Origin of the sequence: Rubritalea profundi (assembly GCF_002954445.1) — a bacterium.
Lineage (GTDB): Bacteria > Verrucomicrobiota > Verrucomicrobiia > Verrucomicrobiales > Akkermansiaceae > Rubritalea > Rubritalea profundi.
The window spans coordinates 1,537,834-1,555,427 of the sequence record NZ_MQWA01000001.1; the positions used below are offsets into that span (position 1 = coordinate 1,537,834).

Here is a 17,594-nt window from a genome sequence, read left to right on the forward strand (position 1 = left end):
GGCTTAACGACCGCGGCGGGGCTTCATCGTCCGTGCTTCTTGGATGGATAGTAAGGTGTTCAGTTGGCAGTTTTCAGTTTTCAGAGCAGGGACGATGAAGCTAGGTTGATGAAACGAGCTCTTAGCGCAGATTTCTCCGATTGATCTAATTTCCTCCCTTGCAGTGCTTTCTACCGCGAAAAATGCGAAAGTGACGAAAGGGCCTGCGTGATGAAACCCTGCGTGATGAAACGTTTCTACCACGAATGACACGAATCTCACGAATAGGCAGGGACGTTTCTCCGAAAACGTCCGGCTAGGTTGCCCCCATAAAACCCCAAATCGGCGACATTCCAAGACCCCCAACAGCTCCAACAATCCGTCTCAGGGTCAGCACACGGAAATGCCCAGCGCAAAGCCACCCACGCATCAACCCCGCCGGACGCCTCGGAGAGGACGTCCCTACCAATCAAACGTAGATCAAACGCTCCCCCCCTCTGGACTGCGCGTGGCTTGACACCGCTTTGCGGCAGGGTCGGCTTGACGACCGCGGCGGGGCTTCAGCGTCCCCGCCTGCAGGATGAAACGGATCTCTACCGCGAAAAATGCGAAAGCCTCGAAAGGGCCTGCCCCCTGAAACCCAGCGTGATGAAGCAACTCCCCCCACCACGCTCATAAAAAAAACTGGGGCAGCCTGAAAACCAGACTGCCCCAGAAATAGAATAAATATTATTTTACCCGGATTACTTGCGACGACGCAGGATCAAGGCAAGCCCACCAAGGCCAAGAAGAGCTGTGGTGGTGGGTTCTGGGACGGCCACGGCGTCCGAAGTAATCAGCATATTATCAAGATACATATTTTGTGTGCCGCCGGCGGAGAGATCCACGACTCTAAAAAGCGAGTTGGCAGTAAGGCCGGTAGTAATGGTTTGAGAATTACTTGTAATATTGCCATTATGCTGACTTCCTAGGTTTGTCCAATTACTTCCGCCATCTGCAGAATATTGGGCTATAAAAAACCGAGTCGGTTGACTAGCGCCCGATCCATTTACCCAATCGTATGAAATGGTAGCAGTTGTGGCAGTAGATAAATCAAGTGCATTCGTGAGCGTCAGGGCCTGTTCACCATTGGTACTGGGTATCAGCACCGCACCAGTTCCAGTAGGCGCCCAATTGGTGCCAGAGCCGCCATAAGTATAGAGCGATGTGAGACCTCCGCTGACAGACCAATTTCCTAGCGAGCCTTCAAAGCCATCGAGTATACTTATGGCCGCATTCGCCGATGCAATACTTCCCACCGCGCATGCGATGGCTAACGTTGTTGTGTTTAATTTTTTCATCATATCAGGTATTTTATTTGCTTAGTGTTTGTTGATTGCATCATTTTTGTCCTTGGGTGCGCACGCACCGCGACACATTCAACTACTAGTAAATAAGCCAATTCCGGAAAGGTTACGAAAAAAGTGAGATTTTCCACCTTTCCACCTTTCCACCTTTCCACCTTTCCACACTCCCACACTCCCACACTCCCCCTTCCCTCTAGCGGGCCATGGAGTTCAGCCGGTTTTTTTCCATCAGTTGGCGGATTTGTTCACCAGTGAGGACGCCGCGGAAGAGGTAGAGCTCGTCTAAGTCGCCATCGGCGGTGGCGGTGCCCATGGTGAGAGGCCTAGCGGCTGCCGATGAAATATCGGTGCTCATGGCCAGTGGTTTAAATTTCTTCTCAGGCCAGTTGTACACCTGTGCGCTTTGTTGGAGCTCGCCGTTGATGTAGTGCCGTATTTGCGGGTATCCTTCAGCGGTGGTGCTGCCGGTGTAGACGCTGGCGACATGCACCCAGCGCTCGGGGGAATTGGACGAATGGATCGGGCTGGCGCAGCGGGATCTGCCGGTGGTGGTGGATAAAGTCAGCTCATTGCGCCTGTTGAGGGAAATCCCCCACATCTGTCCGGGAGTCGGGTTTCCCCAGCTGCAGTAGGATGAGCCTTCCGCGTATCCACTGCCGATACGGTGCCTTACCCAGGCAACCACGGTGCGCGGTACTTGGCCACCGATCCCCGGGAAGCTTGTCTGGGCAAACTGGCCGTTTGCGTGCATGGCAAATGCTTTGCCAAATGGCCCGTCGGTCTGGCAATCCGTGGCATTGAGCGGGCTGGATCCTTGGTTTGATCCTTGAATTTTCGCTTGGAATTCACTGGCGCCAGAAAGCGATCCATCGGCTGGGAAGTGACCATTCTCTAGTTGGTCAAACGACCAATGCAGGTAGGGAGTCTCGGTGCTGAACTGCGTTTGAAAAAGGCTCGCCATGGCTATGATTGGCGTGGCTTTGCCGGTTTGGTCAAAGCGCATCGCCTCGCCTTTTACCAGCTCGATATCCTTCAGCCCGCGCTGGGCTGGGTCGATTTTGACTTTTCCTTTGGTGACGTGGACTTGGAGCTCGCCATCGTGATCAAAGCGGACACCAAATTCCGTGCCGAGGTCGATGATGTCCATGCGTTTGGTCTGTACGGTAAACCCGTGGCCGGCCTCGGGCACCCGGAACCACGCTTGGCCGCCGTCCATTTCAGCCGATAAATCAGAGGTGAGCAGGATCTGCGATGGCCCCTCGATAATGGCTTTGACGCCGGATGGAAAAGTAAACTGCACCAGCCCGTGGTCGATGGTGATCCGGTCACGACGCGGAGTTCATTGGTGCTGCGGGGTTCGTCCTCAGTAGGCTTGACAGAGTAGCTGGCATTATCCGAGCTCTCCAGAACGATTCGCTCACCAGCACGGTCGAGCCTCATCCCGACTTTATAAATCAGCAAAAACAAGCCCATGAGCACTACAGCGGCAAGGGTGTATGTGAGGGAGACAAACGCGTTTTTGCGTTTGCTCAGTGTGAGCATCTCCTCGTTGATGGGTAGGGTTTCGAGCTTGGATTTGCTTTCTGCGGTTTCATGCAGCAGGGCAGCCAGCTCTATGTGCTGCAGGTAGAGCTCGCGCACGGAGACGTGCTGGCGCATCAGCTCCATCAGCTTTGCATGGTCCTCTGCTGAGATCACCCCATCCTCTAGGTCCTGGATCAGTTGATCCACGGCTTGCCGGGCAATCGTATCAGAGAAATTCATACCACCCCCTTTCTTGCTCTAGCTTTGCGCTCCAGACAGTCCCGCAGGTTTTTACGCACCCTAAATAGTGCTACTGTGACTGATCCCACGCTACGGCCTAGCGCGTTGGCGTATTGCTCCAGATTTGATTTTTTCCAATACCGATGAAGCACCAACTGCTGATCCTTCATTTGAAGCAGGCTGATGCAGTCGTTGAGGTCGTACAATTTTTGGTTGAGCTCATCGGTGTTTTTTTGCTCGGCCTACTCGGCGATCAGGTTAAAAACATCCTCGTCGAGAGGGGCGCGGTTTTCCTTTTTGAGTGTCTGTTGTAGTGCCATTACTTGAAAACGGGCGGTTGTCAGTGCCCAGGCTTTAAAGTTTGTTCCGAGCTCGAAGCTTTCCCTTTTTGTCCAGAGCACCTCGTTGGTGTTTTGGATAACATCCTCCGCTTCTGCTAGACCAGGCAACAAAGAAATCACATACGCGCGAATCACCGACTGGTGAGTCACCAGCAGCTGCACGAATTCCTTTTCTTCTTTGTCGGTATGTCCTGCCATAAGTCGGGTTCAGCCCCCTTCATATGGCAAGATAAGAAAGAATGCAAAGCTTACACGCACGCGCGAACATTCTATCACAGCCAACTCAGCGGCTGGGCGCTTGGTCTGTCGGGGTGCCGAAGACATCGAGCTCGCGCCAGACAAAGGAGTTGCCGACAGAGCCTGCGACATGGCTGGCGGTGAACTTGATGGATTCGATGCCGCTGGCAAGGACCCCGCTTTTGTCAGCAAGAACGATCTTGGTCGCGCCGCCGCCATCGAGCGGGTGGTGGTTCACGGTGTGGAGGATGCTGTAGCTGCCACCGACCGGTTTGACCTCGACCGTCCACGCTTGATTGCCGAAACCCGCGCCATTCCAGTCGGCGATCGATTGGATCGAGGTGATGTCATAACCTAGTCCCTTGGCTCCAGTGCCGAGGTGAGACCCCTCGGACATTCGCGTCAAAATAGTGAATGGTTGAAGGCGGCCAGCTTTTTGCCATCGGCGAATCTAATACCAACCTCGGGAAGCTGCGCCGCGCATTCCCTAGCTTAAGCGTAAAGATGCGCATGTTGGCTGAAGGTCAACTTCATGTATCCGTAAGCTTTGTCTCAGCATGAGTCTGGCCTTCAGCCAGATAAACATTCCTCTTCCCTATCCTAGGGTTACGCTCCTACGTCACTCACCCTAGGCTGGTATAAAAATGGCCTTCAGCCAATCGTGGACATAGTGTGTTAAACTCTGCTAATTCTGAAAATATTGAGTGTCTACATCTGCACACTAAATTTCTTATTTTGACGCGAATGCCACTCCGAGTGCAATGGCACGTAGTTAAGCCGATTTATCGTGATCTCCAACGGAGATAATCATACCAGCCTAGGGATGAAGTGGAGCTGGATCCCTAGGTTAATCAAAAAAATGTCAGTTGGCTGAAGGTCAACTTCATAGGTCTTAAACCGTTATGCCAGTATGAGTCTGGCCTTCAGCCAGAAAACTTCCTTTCTACGGTTTCCTGGGGTTACGCTCCTTTGTCACATCACCCCAGGCTGGTATGAAAATGACCTTCAGCCATATGGGTGAGATGGCGGCCATGCTCCTAAACTAAATGCCATTGCACTCCGAGTGGTATTACTCGGCAGTGACACCCTGCCAATCGTCTGTATGAAAGGGTGATGCTGGCAGTTTCTCCCTGGTTCAAACGGCCAATCGTAGGGGACTTCGGATTTTCAGATGAAGCTTTTATTTGCTCCGGTCTTTGCTCCGGTCGTCGTGTGTTTTTTGAGTTTTTCCACCGACGAGTTTGTAGACCTCGGTGCCGGCGGCGAGGAAGGCGCCGATGCCGTAGACCTCGGTTTTATCTGGATAGGAATCTCCGGGGGCGGCGCCGACCGGTTGCACGTATCCGAGCAGGCCGTCTTTGGTAACGCAGCCGGTGAGGGCATTCCAGCCCTTGAGGACGATGGGTTCGTAAACCTTGCGGTCGAGCAGGCCGTTATTAATCCCCCAGGCGAGACCGAAGGTGAAGAATGACGTGCCACTAGTTTCCTTGAGCGGGTATCCCTCGGTGCCGCCGAGCAGGCCCATACTCCAGGTGCCGTCGGCGCGCTGGGACTTTTTCAGGCTTTCGGCCATTTGTTGGTAGAGTTCGATGTAGAACGGCCGGCCTTTCCAATCTTTCGGAAGGTCGGGGATCATCAGGGCGAGGCCACCAAAGACCCAGCCGTTGCCACGTGCCCAGTAGAGTTTTTTTCCATTGGTTTCACGTTTGGGGAAAAACGACGAGTCGCGCCAGAAAAAGTTGTCTTCCTTGTCCCAGAGCAGGTCGTAGCTGGCGTGGTATTCCTCGTCCATGAATGTGAGGTATTTCTGGTCGCCAGTGATTTTGGCGAGCCTAGCCCAGACCGGCGGCGCCATAAACAGGGCATCACACCAACCCCAACGGCTATGGCAGTCGGTGGTGTAGGGTTTTTTATGTCCGCACCACTCCAGTGATCCGGTTTTGCGGTTGGCGAGGATCCAGTCGAAGTGCTGTTGGGTCGGGCTGAGCATGGCCGCGTTTTCGATATCCTGATAGAGCGACAGATAAAACTGGCCGACCGTGTGGTCGTCTGCGTGGTACGGACGTTTGTGGAGTTTCCAGTCGTTACGGTCGCCGATGCCTTTGAGAAATGCCTTATATTTCCCGGGTTTGTCGGCGATTCTGCGCCACTGGTCCATGCCGGTGTAGAGTGCTCCCATTTGCCATTGGAGGTCGTGGTATTTTTTCGGGAGTTTCCCGGTTTTTTCGACTTGATCCTTGTGCTTGCTCGAGAGCGCGCGGTGTTGGTCGTGTTGGTCAAAAGTTTTGATTTGCCAGTCGGCGACCTTTTGAGTGATCGCCTTGACACTTTCCGGGGACGGTTTTTGTTCGGCAGACGCGTAGCTTGCGAGACCGCAGAGCGTGATCGCGGCAACGATGGCGGCGGGCCGATGGAGTGTTCTTTTTTTCATGATAATTTAGGGAGTTATACTCGGGAGCTTACAGAGATCTTTCTACCACGTGTCATATTGCTTGACCATGCGCTGGGTAACCTCGGGATGATCGGTTGCGATATCTTTACTTTGGAACAGGTCGGACTTCAAGTCGTAGAGTTTCCATTTCAAATGCAATCGTCTTAGATTAAGGTTTCGTTCTGGTTGGAATTATCTTAGGGTCTAATACCACTTAGCAAAACCAAAGAGACAAATGTTCTTTTTGAGGGCTTTAGGAAAATGCGCTACGCGGAAAGCTTTGAGTGCTGGGCGCTTTCTTGATAAATCGGCGTTTCTCCTCAGTCATGGTGCTCGCACCACTCCCTCGTCTAGCCTTGATTTATCAAAAAATCACTCCAGCATTAGTCTCTTTTGATTCACTAAGTGGTATCATCTCGATTGAACTACAAAGATTGCACATGATGAAATATTTAAAGAATATCTGTTGGTTGGCTGCTGCGTTAGCGGTTTTGGGAGTTACTGCTACAGCTGAGGATGCGGCGGCGGATTCTAAAGTTTTGAATGTCGCTGATAAGTCCGTGAAGAAAACCGAAGTGCGTCATTCGATGATAGGGGCTCGGGACACGGTGATTTTTTACCAGTTTGAAAAGCAGCACGCCGTGTTAGTGGTGAACCTCAAACATCAGGCCAATCATGCCAATCAATTTTCGGTGACGGCAAAAGTGCATGTGTTTGCCGACGGCGTCACAGGTAAAGCGTTAGGAAAGTGGGTCAATAATCAGCATTCGGATGGCTTGCACCCCGATGTCCCAAGGCCGGCGGCCAGTTATCCAATTCCTAAGAAATCCTGTGAAGTGGTGGCCAGCAAGTTGATTGGCCGTATTAAAGCGCACAATGGCGAATACGATGATTATTCGGTCCAGTTCAAGATTGGTGAGGTCGCGGAGAAGGATGTGTTTGTGCTGAAGGCTGTCGCTGAGACCTCCAAGGGCTTCGTTAAACCCAACAAAAGCTGATCGGCTCGACTCAAAGCGAGCTTTACCAGATGTGCAGATAACCCAGGAATGCAGCCGCGGCCTTTTCCCTGGACTGGGATAATTTTCTTAACGAATTACCATTCGTGTCAGCAAGGTATTGGGTGGACGCTCGCTGTCATCCTGTAAATTAGGTGTGCCCAGACACGAACAATTCAAGCTTACTTGGAATTTGTTGAATAAAAGTGGCCGATTGGCTCGTATCCATCCGATATGTTGAAGAATGTTGCCCTCCTCTGCTGGATCACCACCGCTGTCTGTTATGGGGATCTAGCTGAGAAACCACACCCCAGACTGTGGATGAGCGAAACCACGGAAATGGCCGTCCGCGATAAAATCGAGAATGATCCGCTCGCTAAGCAGCTTCACCAAGCAGCACTGGTAGAGGCCGACCGCATCATCAACGTCCGAACCAGCCGCTATGACATTCCCGACGGCCGACGATTGCTCGGAGAGTCGCGTCACGCCCTAAAGATCATCATTCACACAGCATGGGCATGGCGGCTCACCGGAGAGGAAAAATACCGCTTACGAACGATCAAGGAACTCGAAGCTGCATGCTCGCTGGTGGATTGGAACCCGTCTCACTTTCTCGACACCGCTGAAATGGCCACTGCCGTCGCCATTGGCTACGACTGGCTCTACCCGACGCTGACGGCAAAGCAAAAAGAAATGTGCCAGCAGGCGATCATCCAAAAAGCCTTGGTCCCAGCAAAAATTCGCTTCGATCGTGATGAGTGGTGGACCAGTGCGCGCAACAACTGGGCTCAAGTTTGTGGCTCCGGCATCGGCATCGCAGCTGCCGCCATTGCTGGAGACAATGAAAAACTCTCCAACGAGCTGTTTCCCCAATGCGTCGCACTCGTCGAACGCTGCAAACGGTTTTACGAACCCGATGGGATGTACCCAGAAGGCCCGGGTTATTGGCAATATGGCACCAACTACCACGTGATGTTAATCGCTGCCTGCAATGAACTTCGATATAAAATGGAAACACCTGCATCACTCGGGAAAAGCGGCGATTCCATGATGCACCTCACCAGCCCCACCCTGCTCCCGTTCAACTTTGCCGATGGCAAAGCCAGAGCCGCCACTCCATCACCGGCACAAAGCTGGATCGCCTCCCACTACAAGAAAAGTGCCCAAGCGAGTGATCTCCGCAACCGGCTCTCCAAGGCTCTCTCATCGAAAATGGAAACCAGCCGCACGGCTCCGTTAACCGTGCTATGGCTACCAGACGCACCCAACGAAAACGAAAACCTTGCCACCTACGCGTTCTTTAACGGCGAGCAATCCGCCGCCATCTTCCGCTCAAAATGGTCAAGTGATGCCTCCTGGTTTGCCATCAAAGGCGGCACCCCTGAAGGCGGCCACGGCCACATGGACGTGGGCTCATTTTGCTACGATGCACACGGCGTCCGCTGGATCCATGACTTGGGAGGCGACGACTACAACATGCCCGGCTATTTTAGCGATCAACGATTCAGCTACTACCGCCTGCAAAATCGGTCCCACAACACCCTTGAGATCGGTGGTAAACTTCAGGATGCCGCCAGTGAACCCTGCCCCATTGTAGCCACTACATCAGGCGAAACCTCGGCTTCCGCAAAATTCGACCTCACCCATGCCTATGCCGATTCCGCAAAAGCCGTCACTCGGACCGCTGAGTTTGACAAGTCCTCCGGCACCGCGCGCATCACTGATGCCATCACCGCCCCATCCGGCGACGTGGTATGGCGCGCATTCACGAGAGCCACGTGTGACATCGCTGGCAACAGTGTGACCCTCACCCAAGACGGCAAAAGCATCACCCTCACCCGCCTATCCAAAACAGGCATTTGGAGCATCGAGCAAGCATCCCCGCCCAAGGACATAGAAAACCCAAACGTGGGCTATCGCGTCATTACTCTCACCGTGCCTAAACAAAACCGAACCTCAATCGATGTTGAGATCCGACCTTGATTGAAATCAAATTCGGGTCAGGCCGCATGGAGTCTCAGACGCAGCTCTGCCGACAGCTGTTCCTGTGGCAAATGCGGCTTGGAGGAGGAAGCCGCCAGTCGGCGCTTCCCAGTCGAGCATTTCACCTGCGAGGAAGATGTTGGGATGAGATTTTAGTGAGAAATTGGAGCTAAGCTCTGGCCACTGGACTCCACCAGCCGAGGATATAGCTTCATCTATCGGCCGTGGTCGGGTGAGTGGAATGCGACAATGCTTTACAGATTGAGCTAGCGATTGCACATCTTCGAAAGGTCCATGTAGGTGCTTTAAAATAGCCAATGCGGCTGGGCTTAGTTTCCAGCGTTGCTTGGCTTGTTTGAGGAAGTCGCGCTTTACTGATTCCATCTTGTTCACCAATTGCCCGACCGTGAATGTGGGTTTAAGGTCGAGTTCGATGTGAGGATCGGCTTGTTGCCGAATCGCTGGGCCGAGTCGGTAAATTGGTCCGCCCTCCAGTCCGTAGCGGGTGATGACCAGTTCACCTTGGCGTTCTGCGTCGCCGCAGTGTACAACCATGTTCTTTAGTGGGAGTCCTTCGGCTTCGTCTAATAAGCCTTTAGGCCAGTTAGTTTCCCAGCCGCAATTCGCCGACGCCAATGGGCTGAGAGAGAGACCTAAATTTTCTAGCATTTTCACCCATTTCCCATCAGATCCGGTCGTCGGCCATGAGGCTCCACCGAGGGCGAGGACGACGGCATCGTGCTTCACCGTGAGAGCTTCACCATCGTACTCCAAGCTGAGAGTGACATCGTCTCCGGTGGCGATGCCTGTGAGTCTGTGACGGACCTGGAAATTGACGCCAAGTCTACGAAGCTTTTCGATCCACCGGCGAAGCAGAGGAGCCGCTTTCATCCCAACTGGGAAGACTTTGCTAGAAGTCGCTTCATAGGTTTCTATACCTAGCTCGCTCGCCCATGCTCGGAGCGCAGTATTATCAAATGCCTCGAGCGCGTGGTGGAAGAATGGAGGGAGATCTGGCCCATCGTAGTATTCAAGAAACGCTGGGAAGCTCACGCCATTGGTGAGGTTGAGCCCGCTCTTGCCAGCGACGAGGAACTTTCGGCCGACTGAGCGCTTTGCCTCGTACAGCGTGACCTGCGCACCCGCCTCGGCCGCCACTTCCGCAGCGCGTAGGCCAGCTGGGCCGCCGCCAATCACGGCTATGGAGGGAGGTGAGCTCATTTCTTGGTGAACTATGGTGGAAATCTGAAAATAGAAAAGCCTCGGTTCAATCATGAAGCGAGGCTTTAGGAAATGGGTAGAAATTCGATTTTAGAATGGGATGTCGTCGCCGTCGTCTAAGTTACTGCGGAGGTCGGCTGAGCTTGGCTCTTGTTGATTGCCAAATGGGTTGTCGAATTTTGGCTCGTTTTGTGGAGCGGCTTGTTGACCACCACCACCACCACCTGCTTGGATTTTCCAGCAGTTGAGGTTGACGTAGTAACGGCCGTTGTATTCGTTGCCGCGTACGTCGAAGTTGACTAGTACGTCTTGGCCCGGTGAGTAGGAATCGAGCAAGCTACACTTGTCTTTGACGATTTCAAATTTGATATCCTGTGGGTATTTTGAGTCACCAGTAGTGACGACGAACTCGCGCTTTGTGAAGCCGCTGCTGAAGCTCTGAGTCTCTTCAATGAGTTTGATCTTTCCGCTAATTTCGAACATGGGAAAGTCATCGGTGAAACCTGCACCGATGTCAATCTATAGAAGTGAGGATAAAGGAGAAAGGAGAAAATTCTAAGTTCATGTGTTGGGGGACTAGCGGAGAAGCTTCAGCCAGCCAGCGGTTTCTTTCTCTGGGAGGAAGTTCTGTTGGAGGTCGGTGATTTGTTGCAGGAGATTTTGGTGGAAGCTGTAGTCGGTGACGGCGAGGTGGATCAGGCGGGCGAGGGAACTGGCATTGTTGGGTTCGAAATAGCCAAGGTAGTCGTCACCGAGCATCCCGACATTTCCTTCAATCTTGCTGGCGAGCACTGGGGTTCCGAGAACGATGGACTCAGCCACTGCATTCGATCCGCCTTCGCTGTGTGAGGTGTTGAGGGTGAAGTCGACTTGCTGGATCCAGCTAAGGGCTTTGGTGTAGGGGACGTCATTGAGCCAATGAAAGCGCGAGTCTGCTTGTTGCCAATTATGGACTTCATGGAGCATGTTCGGTTCGAGAGCTGCACCGAGAGTGAAAACGTCTAGTTTGAGTCCGTCTAACTCCTTTAGCGCTTTGTTCATGAGAAAAGGATTCTTGACCGAGCGGAGGTGACCAATGAGAGCGAGGCTCGGGCTGGGTGGCGATGAGACTTTTTTTAAAGGTGGAAGAAGAACGCTGGCGGGAACAAAGTGGGACTTATCCTGAAACTCCGAGGGAATGGATGCCAGTGAGGCGCGTTGGCTAACGACCAGAGCGTCGGCGAGGATCAGAGCTTCTTTGAATTCTGGGTTGTTGTTCGTTTGTTCTCGATAAATGTCAGTTCCAGTGAGGTAGATGATGAGCTTTCTGTTAGGAGAATTTACTTTAAAGCGTTTGCTGGCGGCCAGCGTCTTGGTAGCGTGCAGCGCGATCATGGCATCCGCAGGCGGCGGCATGTCGGTGTTGATTGCTTGCGCGGCGTGACCGGCTTGAGTGAGCAACTTTGCTATGCGTTTGGCGGTGATCGAGTTGCCTTTCGGGCTGCTCAGTGGGTAGGCGCTGGAGATGAGAATGTGCACGGTAATATCAAGAATTGCTTTTCTATAGGGAAAGACTAAATCAAGTTGCTAGAAAATCGAACTCTATCGTTATGGCTGACCTCATACCCAACATTCTCACTCTATTCATGCTCATTATGCTTCAGGCAGTATTGGGCTTCGACAACCTCTTGTATATTTCAATCGAATCGAAGCGAGTGCCGTTAGAGAAACAAAAAATGGTGCGGACCTGGGGAATTGGTCTAGCAATTGTGCTGCGCATCGTACTTCTGTTTGTCTTGATGTTCTTGATGGATAAGCTGACTCATCCATGGTTCAGCATCGACACCCATGCAGTGCATGGTTCCTTTGGATTCAGCGAAATCATCACCTTGTTTGGTGGTGGATTCATCATCTACACTGCGATCAAAGAGGTGCTGCACATGGTCACTCTGGAAGAGAGTCATGACGAGGAGGAAAAGAAAACCTCTGTCACCAAGGCGATCACCATGATTGTGGTGATGAATGCCGTCTTTTCTTTCGATTCTATCCTCGGAGCGATGGCGATCACCAATGTGGCGTGGATCATGATCGTTGCAATTATTTCGAGTGGTTTGTTGATGATCTGGATGGCGGACAGGGTTTCAGAATTCTTGCAGAAGAATAAAATGTATGAGGTGCTAGGCCTGTTTGTGCTCTTCATCGTGGGTATTTTATTGGTATCCGAAGGTGGTCACAAAGCGAACTTGAGTTTCTTTGGTCACCATGTGGAAGCGATGTCTAAGGCGACCTTCTACTTCGTGATTGCTGTGCTGGTGGCTGTGGATCTGATCCAAGGTCGCTACCAGAAAAAGCTATTGGCTAAGAAGACAAAGCAGCATGGATAAACAGAATTCCATTGTCGTGAGACGATGGATCACTCAGACTCCAGCAATATGCTAGAAGCAAAAATTCAGCAACTCCAACAGCGCCTCACGGAGAGCGTGCTCGGGGCTGAGCGGCCAGCTCGCTTGGCTTTGGTGGCTCTGCTCGCGCAGGGACATGTCTTGATCGAGGGGCCTCCAGGGGTGGGGAAGACTTCCTTAGCTCAGGCTCTTGCATCGGCGATTGGTGGCTGCTTTAAGCGCTTACAGTTCACTCCCGATCTTCTGCCGTCCGATATTTTAGGCTACCACCTCTACCGTCAGCACTCGGGTGAGTTCGATTTTGTGGAAGGACCTATTTTCACCAACCTTTTGTTAGCCGATGAGATCAACCGGACGTCACCGCGAGTTCAGTCAGCATTGTTAGAAGCAATGAATGAAGGACAGGTCACTATCGATGGTGTGACGCGCGAGTTGACTGCACCTTTCATGGTGGTGGCAACTCAGAATGAGCTGGGAATGGCGGGGACATTCCCATTGCCAGAGCCACAACTCGACCGCTTTTTATTGTCGGTACCGATGGAGCTACCCTCTGCCGAGATCCAGCAAGAAATCTTACTCAAGCATGCTGCTGGCGATGTGACGAGCCAGTCTCCAGATGAGATTATCAGGGAGGAAGAAATATTAGAGCTGCAGCAAAGGACGCTCAAGGTCGGTGTTTCTGCGGCGATTTCTGAGTATATCGTGGCACTCTGCGAGCAAACCCGCAGAGCTGCGGGTGGTCAGCACACGGTTTCAGTACGGGCGAGCATCGCTTTGCTGCGCGCCTCCCAAGCTAGGGCTGTGATAGCGGGGGAAGAGTACGTGCTCCCCGACTTCGTGAAAGATGTCTTTGTCGATGTCATGCGGCACCGGGTGCTGCCTGAGGATGCTAGCGATGTGGAGCAATTGTTAGGTCAGGTGCTTAATCAGGTGGCAGTGCGCTAGTAAGTGATGAAAGTAGCCGGCAGTTTCACAGGGCGGGGCACATTAGTGCTCCTTGTATTGGCTGTCCTGACTCTTGCTGGCTTTCTGTTTCAGGAGATGGCTCTACTGCGGTTGAGCCTGTTACTGTTGGTGGTCCTAGTCCTAGCTGCTGTTGTGGCCTCGTTAAATATGCGCAAGCTCAGTGTCCGTATTGAGGGCCCATTGAGAGTGCACGCGGGGAAGAAATTCCCGCTGAAAGTGGTCTTGCGTAACCAACGAAATTTTCTCGACAGCATAGGGCTAAAGGTGGAAATAAAACTCGCTCGTAATCTACACTTTTCTGCCGTCGCTCCATGGGTGGCTGCAGGTGGTGACGTGCTGTTAGATTTGGCTATTATGTCACGACAACGTGCGTGTGTGATGGAGGCAGATTACCGGATCGAATCAAATTTCCCCTTTGGACTTTTCCACAGGGAGTTGAAGGGAACTCAGGCCATGGCGCCACCGATATTGATTTATCCAAAGAAAATTGTACCCAGAGAGTTGATGATGCAGGGGGCGCTGATTGCGTCAGAGCTCGATAGATCAAGCCGGTTTAGTGGTGAGTTCGGCGACCTGAGAGGCCTACGGCCATGGCAGTCTGGAGATTCGGCAAAGCATATCGACTGGCCCGCCTCGGCAAAATCCTTGGCGCGCGGACACGAGCTTCGAGTGCGTGAATTTGATCCTCCGGGGTTTTACACAGAACATTGCGATATTGTGTTTCATTCCTTCGGCAAGGGAGGGGCTATTTTGCGAGAAGACCGGTTTGAGCGCGCTCTGGCATTTCTCGCTGGCACTATGGACTATCTGTATAGTCTCGGGGTGAAATTTACTCTGCACGCCGACTTCCTCGCTTGGCTTCCGCAGGCTGGTGACTCGCGTAACGCATTGATAGAAATCTACGCGCTGTTGGCTCAAGCGACGCGTGCCACAGGGACTGAGGCGCACGAAGTGCAGTCTGTGATCGATTCTCAAGGTGGTGCACAAACTCGCATTATTCTCTCTGATATCGAGACAGAGAGCTGGGTAGACAGTTTGGAGGTTCCTAAGAACTCGGTGTTAGTAGACATTCGGCAGGTAAGGTTTGGTCGACGGGTTACGCGCTCAAGTAAGGAGGCCGTCCATGCGTAGCGTTCTTTTTGTGCTGAGTTTAGTGCTGGTGTATGTGCTGCTTCGCGGTTGGCCTGCTGATCTCAGCGTCTGGCTGCGCGGGGCGTTGGCAATGGGTGTTCTCCTGTTAGGGTTTTTCATATGGGGAGCTTCTGCTAAGGATTCAAAGGTACGTTTTCGTGGTGTTCGTAAACCCAAGTTGCTCGATTACACTGTAGCATTAACTTTGATATTAGTGGTCGAGTTGGTGTCGACGACTGCCGTGGTGGTGAGCACCGAGGTGGTACTTTTTTCTGATACTAAGACCCTGAGAGAAGGCGACGAAAATACTGAAAATGGAGAATGGCTATGGAATCAAGAGTTTGAGAGAGAGATCCCGAAGAGCAGCGACCATAAACCACCGAATCATCCTGAGGTTTTTGTCGAAGCGCTGAATGCCGAGTCACTCGCATCTCTCATGGATGAAAAAGTGTATCTCCGTGGTTTTACTTTTGATGCGTATCAGAGGGATAGCTGGAGGACCTCCAAGCGGGTTAAAAAAATATTCCAAGGTGATGGGATTGAGTTAGGCCAGACTGTTGAGAGTTTGCCTCAAGTGAAGTATCAAATTTCACTGAACCCGAGCGGAACTGGGCAGGATGTGGCTCTGGCTATGCAGGGGGTATTACGCATTGAGCTGCCTCAGTTGAGACAGATTGCCAAAGGCGTGCTACTGTTGCCTGAGAGTGATGCTGAGCGGCGCGTCTATAAAGCCCTCAGCCAGCCTCGCACGCTGGAAGCTATTGTAGCGCTCGATCCTGAGTTTCAGATAGGGAAACCTGGACGCTCTTACCTGCAATTGTCCTCGAATCTAGCAATGAGGGAGAGGTGGAATGCATTGTTAGGTGATTTGAAAAATGAGACCAATGTGGTGGAGCAACTATCCGGGATAAGGGAATTGTTAGGTCAGCGTTGCCGCTATTCTCTCAAGGTGGATAACCCGCAAAATCTCGGAGCGATGGAGAATTTCTTGTTTGCTGAGAAGCGTGGTTACTGTGAGCATTTCGCATCGGCGGCGGCCTTGTTTTGCCGTGAGTTGGGCATACCGAGTCGTGTCGCATACGGATACTCCGGCGGGATACTCTACCCATATTCTAAATTGATAGTTTTCCGGGCGCGCGATGCACATGCTTGGACAGAGATCTATCTAGAAGGCTATGGCTGGACGGTGTTTGATACGACACCGAGCGACGAAATTGCTATGCAGAAGGCTGGTAGTGAGGAACTGCCACCTTCATGGGAGGATGCAGCGAGTGATGAGGACGCTTATTCCATGAGCAGCACAACCTGGTGGTGGATCATTGGTGGCACTTTCGCCCTCATCGCTGGAGCCATCACCGGAGCATTTTATAAATCCAAGGAAGATGCCCAACGTGCAAGTCTGCTTATTGGTAATAAAAAAACGCCCCCAGCCTACCTCGAAGCATTCCAAACTGGTTGCAGAGCGGTTGGTATACGCTCGGTGGAATCCCTCACGCTGAAAGAGCTCATCGATCGTCTTCCGCAGAAAGTGGACTTCGCGAAAGAGCTCGAAGCCTATCACAACGGGGTGATCTACCGAAAGCTCACAGTCAGTAAATCTACCGAGAAGGCATTGCTGAAAAAGATTCTTCAGTGGAGAGCGAGTGAATCACAAGCTACACGAGTAGCTGAGGAATAGCTTTGCTCGACATTCTAAGACCGAGTGGGGTTAGCAATCACCTCTGGATTTGCGTGATTCGACTTATTTGTGCGTAATGGGTGTAATGGGTGTAATGGGTGTAATGGGTGTAATGGGTGTAATGGGTGTAATTTTTTTGTGTGTTTGGAGATAAATATAAATACCAAATTTATGATGAAACGAATTTCCTTACCCACACACATGTCTAAGAGCGTGCTAATCTTAGCTCTAGCTGCATGGCTAGCTCCCAGCGTGGAGGCCAAAGATGAGGGCGAGCGTCTGTTTAAACAGAATTGTTCCGCTTGCCATGGAATGGCGGGAGAGGGTGCTGCGAATGGGATATTTCCGCCCTTGGCCGAAAGTCCTTGGGTCCAAGGTGATCCTGATCGTGCTATCCAAGTTCTGCTGCATGGTCTTGAAGGACCAATTGATGTGAATGGGAAGGTCTACGACCTTGCGATGCCGCCGCAGGGAGCCATGCTGAAAGATACAGACATTGCCGCGGTGCTCAGTCATGTGCGCAGAAGTTTTGGTAACAAGGAATCGGCTGTGAGTCTGCAGCAAGTGGTCGAAGCAAGGAAATGGAGCTCAGAGCGTGAGAACCCATGGACTGCAGAGGAATTACTAAAGCATTTCCCGCTGCCTAAAATTCAATCTCCCATCCAACATTTATTGATGGAAGTCTACCATGGAGAATGGACGCTCATGCCCAAATTTGCTGACATTGAGAGGTCGTCATATGAAGAGGAGCATCATGGCTTTATTAGCCTGCGCACTCTTGAGGGAAAAAAATGATCCGCAGTGGTCTGGCATGGTAAGCTAGACGTGCCCGCCGATGGGGAATATCTATTTGGGCTAGACTCTGGCGGTGGATCTCGCTTGTTGATTGATAATTTACAAATCGCAGAAATCGCAGAAATCGTGAAGCCTGGGCCGATGGGGCGCCGGAGGCGAGCTAAGAAAGCAAAAGTGGTGCTGAGCAAAGGCTTGCACCCGATACGGATTGAATATTTTGATAGTGGAGGAAATAAAGGGATCTCACTGAATTGGTCAGGTTCAGGTGTTCCGGGGAAGCAATGGCTTTCGGACAAGCCTAATGTGAAAGCGACTGCTACGGTTCCCGTGATTGACTTATTAAACC

At 52.0% G+C, this 17,594-nt stretch carries 16 protein-coding genes; 8 read left to right on the forward strand and 8 right to left on the reverse strand.

The features are described 5' to 3' along the window. Positions 1-722 precede the first annotated feature (722 nt). From BSZ32_RS06690 to BSZ32_RS06710, 5 genes are all read right to left on the reverse strand, one after another. Entirely contained in the window at positions 723-1,322 is a 600-nt protein-coding gene (locus BSZ32_RS06690; protein WP_105042722.1) for a PEP-CTERM sorting domain-containing protein, read from the reverse strand. Between the two features lie 196 nt (positions 1,323-1,518). Then, positions 1,519-2,625 carry a LamG-like jellyroll fold domain-containing protein gene (locus BSZ32_RS06695; RefSeq protein WP_105042723.1) on the reverse strand — a complete coding sequence of 369 codons (1,107 nt, stop codon included), beginning with the start codon at positions 2,623-2,625 and terminating at the stop codon, positions 1,519-1,521. 706 nt (positions 2,626-3,331) lie between these two features. Beyond that, positions 3,332-3,628 carry a sigma factor gene (locus BSZ32_RS06700; protein ID WP_105042724.1) on the reverse strand — a complete coding sequence of 99 codons (297 nt, stop codon included), beginning with the start codon at positions 3,626-3,628 and terminating at the stop codon, positions 3,332-3,334. An 85-nt stretch (positions 3,629-3,713) separates the two neighbouring features. Beyond that, entirely contained in the window at positions 3,714-4,064 is a 351-nt protein-coding gene (locus tag BSZ32_RS06705) for a hypothetical protein (RefSeq protein WP_105042725.1), read from the reverse strand. A 783-nt stretch (positions 4,065-4,847) separates the two neighbouring features. Then, entirely contained in the window at positions 4,848-6,098 is a 1,251-nt protein-coding gene (locus BSZ32_RS06710) for a glycoside hydrolase family 88/105 protein (protein WP_105042726.1), read from the reverse strand. Between the two features lie 440 nt (positions 6,099-6,538). Here BSZ32_RS06710 and BSZ32_RS06715 point away from each other — a divergent pair, with 440 nt between their 5' ends. Together BSZ32_RS06715 and BSZ32_RS06720 are read left to right on the forward strand one after the other, a co-directional pair. Continuing rightward, positions 6,539-7,096 carry a hypothetical protein gene (locus BSZ32_RS06715; RefSeq protein WP_165788698.1) on the forward strand — a complete coding sequence of 186 codons (558 nt, stop codon included), beginning with the start codon at positions 6,539-6,541 and terminating at the stop codon, positions 7,094-7,096. A 231-nt stretch (positions 7,097-7,327) separates the two neighbouring features. Continuing rightward, positions 7,328-9,076 (forward strand): heparinase II/III domain-containing protein, encoded by a 1,749-nt coding sequence (locus tag BSZ32_RS06720; protein ID WP_105042728.1) that lies wholly within the window; start codon positions 7,328-7,330, stop codon positions 9,074-9,076. 6 nt (positions 9,077-9,082) lie between these two features. Here the strand turns inward: BSZ32_RS06720 and BSZ32_RS06725 are convergent, their stop codons facing one another. From BSZ32_RS06725 to BSZ32_RS06735, 3 genes are all read right to left on the reverse strand, one after another. Next, positions 9,083-10,297 carry a BaiN/RdsA family NAD(P)/FAD-dependent oxidoreductase gene (locus BSZ32_RS06725; RefSeq protein WP_105044783.1) on the reverse strand — a complete coding sequence of 405 codons (1,215 nt, stop codon included), beginning with the start codon at positions 10,295-10,297 and terminating at the stop codon, positions 9,083-9,085. Positions 10,298-10,387: 90 nt separating this feature from the next. After that, a complete protein-coding gene (locus BSZ32_RS06730; protein WP_105042729.1) occupies positions 10,388-10,780 on the reverse strand; it encodes a DUF3127 domain-containing protein in 393 nt (130 codons plus the stop codon). A 93-nt stretch (positions 10,781-10,873) separates the two neighbouring features. Continuing rightward, positions 10,874-11,815: a glycosyltransferase gene (locus BSZ32_RS06735; protein WP_105042730.1), complete on the reverse strand. Its 942-nt coding sequence runs from the start codon at positions 11,813-11,815 to the stop codon at positions 10,874-10,876. A 71-nt stretch (positions 11,816-11,886) separates the two neighbouring features. Here BSZ32_RS06735 and BSZ32_RS06740 point away from each other — a divergent pair, with 71 nt between their 5' ends. The 6 genes from BSZ32_RS06740 to BSZ32_RS06765 form a co-directional block, all read left to right on the forward strand. Beyond that, positions 11,887-12,660, forward strand: a complete 774-nt coding sequence (locus tag BSZ32_RS06740; protein ID WP_105042731.1) for a TerC family protein — start codon at positions 11,887-11,889, stop codon at positions 12,658-12,660. A 24-nt stretch (positions 12,661-12,684) separates the two neighbouring features. Then, on the forward strand, positions 12,685-13,623 hold the full coding sequence (locus BSZ32_RS06745; RefSeq protein WP_105042732.1) for an AAA family ATPase: 939 nt from the start codon (positions 12,685-12,687) through the stop codon (positions 13,621-13,623). 168 nt (positions 13,624-13,791) lie between these two features. Then, a complete protein-coding gene (locus BSZ32_RS06750) occupies positions 13,792-14,775 on the forward strand; it encodes a DUF58 domain-containing protein (protein WP_165788700.1) in 984 nt (327 codons plus the stop codon). Beyond that, positions 14,768-16,453 (forward strand): transglutaminase-like domain-containing protein, encoded by a 1,686-nt coding sequence (locus BSZ32_RS06755; RefSeq protein ID WP_105042734.1) that lies wholly within the window; start codon positions 14,768-14,770, stop codon positions 16,451-16,453. Before BSZ32_RS06750 ends, BSZ32_RS06755 begins: the two co-directional genes overlap by 8 nt. A 171-nt stretch (positions 16,454-16,624) precedes the next feature. Then, the gene (locus BSZ32_RS06760; RefSeq protein ID WP_105042735.1) at positions 16,625-17,248 is read left to right on the forward strand and encodes a c-type cytochrome; all 624 of its coding nucleotides are present in this window, start codon (positions 16,625-16,627) and stop codon (positions 17,246-17,248) included. 6 nt (positions 17,249-17,254) lie between these two features. Next, the coding region (locus tag BSZ32_RS06765; RefSeq protein WP_129589834.1) for a PA14 domain-containing protein at positions 17,255-17,594 on the forward strand (340 nt) is incomplete at its 3' end.